5 protein-coding genes are annotated in these 3,110 nt (G+C 49.9%); all 5 read left to right on the top strand.

Going from position 1 to position 3,110, the window contains the following annotated elements:
• Nucleotides 1-224, top strand: a 224-nt coding sequence (locus tag ACXWUF_RS21215) for a hypothetical protein (RefSeq protein WP_458503388.1), incomplete at its 5' end; no start/stop codon positions are given.
• Nucleotides 225-341: 117 nt separating this feature from the next.
• Nucleotides 342-563: a hypothetical protein gene (locus ACXWUF_RS21220; protein ID WP_458503389.1), complete on the top strand. Its 222-nt coding sequence runs from the start codon at nt 342-344 to the stop codon at nt 561-563.
• Entirely contained in the window at nt 563-925 is a 363-nt protein-coding gene (locus ACXWUF_RS21225) for a hypothetical protein (RefSeq protein WP_458503390.1), read from the top strand. The genes ACXWUF_RS21220 and ACXWUF_RS21225 overlap by 1 nt, the downstream gene beginning before the upstream one ends.
• On the top strand, nt 922-1,215 hold the full coding sequence (locus tag ACXWUF_RS21230) for a CHC2 zinc finger domain-containing protein (RefSeq protein ID WP_458503391.1): 294 nt from the start codon (nt 922-924) through the stop codon (nt 1,213-1,215). Before ACXWUF_RS21225 ends, ACXWUF_RS21230 begins: the two co-directional genes overlap by 4 nt.
• Nucleotides 1,212-3,110, top strand: a 1,899-nt coding sequence (locus ACXWUF_RS21235) for a DUF3987 domain-containing protein (protein ID WP_458503392.1), incomplete at its 3' end; no start/stop codon positions are given. The genes ACXWUF_RS21230 and ACXWUF_RS21235, both read left to right, overlap by 4 nt.

A 3,110-nucleotide genomic window follows, 5' to 3' on the forward strand; every position in this document is an offset into this window, starting at 1 on the left:
AGTTGGAAAAACAACGTCAAGCCATATTGGATGTTTGCAAATCAAAAAAATATGACCCTATGAAGATACCTGACGGGGGCAAGGGTATTTTGAAGAAAATTTGCGAAACTGATTATCCGGATTTATTCGACGGCGAGACCAGTTTCGATAATGCTTGGAAGACAAGTAAAAAACTTTTTCGCATGGCGAATCATGCCAGTTACAGCAGGAGAGGGGTTGATTAACCCCAAGAATCCCAAGAATCTCCACTTCGTATCTCTACATTCCTAATAAGGACAATTTGCACCAAGCCGCGACAACAACTCTCGGCGATTCACTTAACTGAATGAAAGGTGCAAATTATGACTACTCAGAAACAAATTCAAACATCATCCCGTCTTATTCCGGTTCCAGAATGGAATAAACATCATTCCTGGCCCCCTATCGGTGGCTTACGCCACTTAATTTTCAATGAAGAAACCAACGGATTTGCTAACGCATTTAAGCGTGTTGGAAAAAGAGTTTTAGTAGATGAATCGGAGTTTTTCCGTATTATCGAAGAGCAGAACAAAGGGGGTAAATAATGACTTCCCCTACATTTCCACGCTACAACACATTAACTGCCCGCGCGCTAATGCGCCTTTTAAATGGCCGCCAATTTACGCACCAAGACTTTCAGAATGAAACCGGAAGCTATCGCTTGAGCAGTTTTATCGAGCAATTACGGAACCGCCACGGATGGCCTATCGAAACCAAGGAAGAAACCGCACTCACCCAAGACCCGACCGGCAGGATGGCAAAGTATGGACGCTATTTAATCGACCCGCCGATTCTTAAGGATTTACGGCAGGAATTGGGCGAACGGCCAGAACTATTTATTGAAGCTGTTCGGGTATTTGAAGCAAGGGCGGCGGCCACCGCCCAAGCAAGGAAGGCTCAAATATGAAAAACTTGCAGAAGGATTATATCAAAAGCTCAATTAATCCGTTTGACTTTTACCGGCACGAGTTACCCCATGCGCGGCTAAAAAAGCACGGCTGGAATGACGGCGGCCTTTGTCCGTTCCATGCCGATAATAAGCCTGGCTCATTTCGTGTCAATCTGGCGTCCGGGGCTTATAAATGTTTTGCTTGCGGCATGGCGGGAGGCGATGTTATCGCCTTCACTATGGCGTATTACGGATTGGCATTTATCGAAGCCTTGAAAAAGCTGGCCGATGAATGGGGGATTCTATGACGGAAATCCCACAGAACTACAACGGCAAGCCATTGACGGCAAGCTGGACTTATTGCGCCATGGACGGCGCACCCTTCGGGGTGGTAGCACGGTATCAGAACGGAACCGACAAAAAAGACATCGTGCCATTTTTCAAGCCCAACAGTTCAGGCTGGACGGCGGGGATTGAGCTAACCCCCCGGCCTTTGTATGGTCTGGATAAGCTAGCAAACCATCCAAACGATAAGGCTGTTTTCGTCGTCGAAGGAGAGAAAGCGGCGGCAGCCCTGCACAGTTTGGGTATTGTTGCGGTTACATCCTTGGGCGGTTCACAATCAGCCAGCAAAGCCGATTGGACCCCATTGAACGGCTATAAAACCGTTTATCTCATGCCGGACAATGACGAACCCGGCGACCACTACGCGCGGGACGTTTATGCGGCGTTATCGGCCTTAGAATCGCCCCCAGCGGTTCAATTGGTGCGTTTGCCTGATTTACCCGAAGGCGGCGACATCGTGGACTGGCTGCAAAACTACGCACCAGACTGGGACGGTCTGAAGCCTTTCCCCGCAAGTGAAAAGGATTGGGCGCTTGCCGAGTTTCGCTCGGAACTGAAAAAAGCCGAGCCAATACCGGAAGGATGGAGCTTAGCGGGTTTAGCGGGTGCAGGGTCTGGCGTTTTTGAGTGGGAAAAACCCAACGAAATCGAAACCAAAACGCCAGCGGTTGAAGCTTTACGGCCTGAACTGATGCCGGAGCCTTTCCGGCCCTGGCTTTCGGATGTGTCCTACCGGATGCAGACACCCCCGGACTTTGCCACCGTATCGGCTATGGTCATTACCGGCTCAGTCATTGGCGCGGGTTGCGGTATACGGCCTAAGCGGTGGGATGACTGGGAAGTTATCCCGAACCTATGGGGCGCGGGTATCGGGCGGCCTTCGGTTTTTTTGAAAAGCCCCAGCATTAAAGAGCCGATGCAACCGCTGGAACGCTTGCAAGCCGAGTACAACAAACGCCACGAGCAGGAAAAAGCCGAGGCGGAGTTTGATGACCTTGCAACTAAGGTCCTGTTGGATGATGTTAAAAGCCAGCTAGCCCAAAAAGCCAAGGGCAAGGGCAATGATAGGGTTGTTAATCCCGACGACATAGCCAAGCTCAAAGGCGATTATATGGAGCTAACCCAGAACGCCACCCCGAAACCCAAAAAACGGTTATTTAAAACCAACGAAACCAGTATTCAAAGCATGACGGTATTACAGAACCAGAACCCGCGCGGAATATTGGCTTTTCGGGATGAATTAACCGGCCTACTCGTTAAATGGGACAAAGAAGACGGGGCAGAAGAACGCGCCTATTTTCTGGAAGGCTGGAACGGTAATGGCAGCTATACCGATTACAAGATAATGCGCGGCCTCACCGATGCAAAGAATATCTGTATCAGCTTATTAGGCGGCATCCAGCCGGACAAGTTAAAGCGGTATCTGTACCAAGCCATGAAGGGTAATAATGATGGCCTAATGCAACGTTTTCAGCTTGCCGTATGGCCGGATGAGCCGGAAAGCTGGCAGTTGATAGATACCATACCCAACAAGGCCGACAAGCAGCGGGCGTTTCACATTCTGCAAACCCTGGCGGAAATGGATTTTACCCAATGCGGAGCCATGCAAGGCGACTATGACGACCGCCCTTATTTTCGGTTTGATGAGGAAGGGCAAGCGATTTTTAATGACTGGCTCACCGAACTCCAGACCGTCAAACTGCAACAGGAAGACAATCCGTTAATGGTCGAGCATTTCGGCAAGTTTCGCTCACTGATGCCGAGTCTGGCTTTGATATTTCATCTTATCGATGTGGCTGACGGTAAAGCCTCTGGGCCTGTATCGGTTAAGGCCGCCTGTCTAGCCGTAGCATGGTGC

Source organism: Methylomagnum sp. (assembly GCF_054333355.1).

What these genes read in the sequence shown, in the direction of transcription:
- ACXWUF_RS21230 (WP_458503391.1), top strand. Translation starts at nt 922, where the DNA reads ATGAAAAACTTGCAGAAGGATTATATCAAAAGCTCAATTAATCCGTTT.
- ACXWUF_RS21220 (WP_458503389.1), top strand. Translation starts at nt 342, where the DNA reads ATGACTACTCAGAAACAAATTCAAACATCATCCCGTCTTATTCCGGTT.
- ACXWUF_RS21225 (WP_458503390.1), top strand. Translation starts at nt 563, where the DNA reads ATGACTTCCCCTACATTTCCACGCTACAACACATTAACTGCCCGCGCG.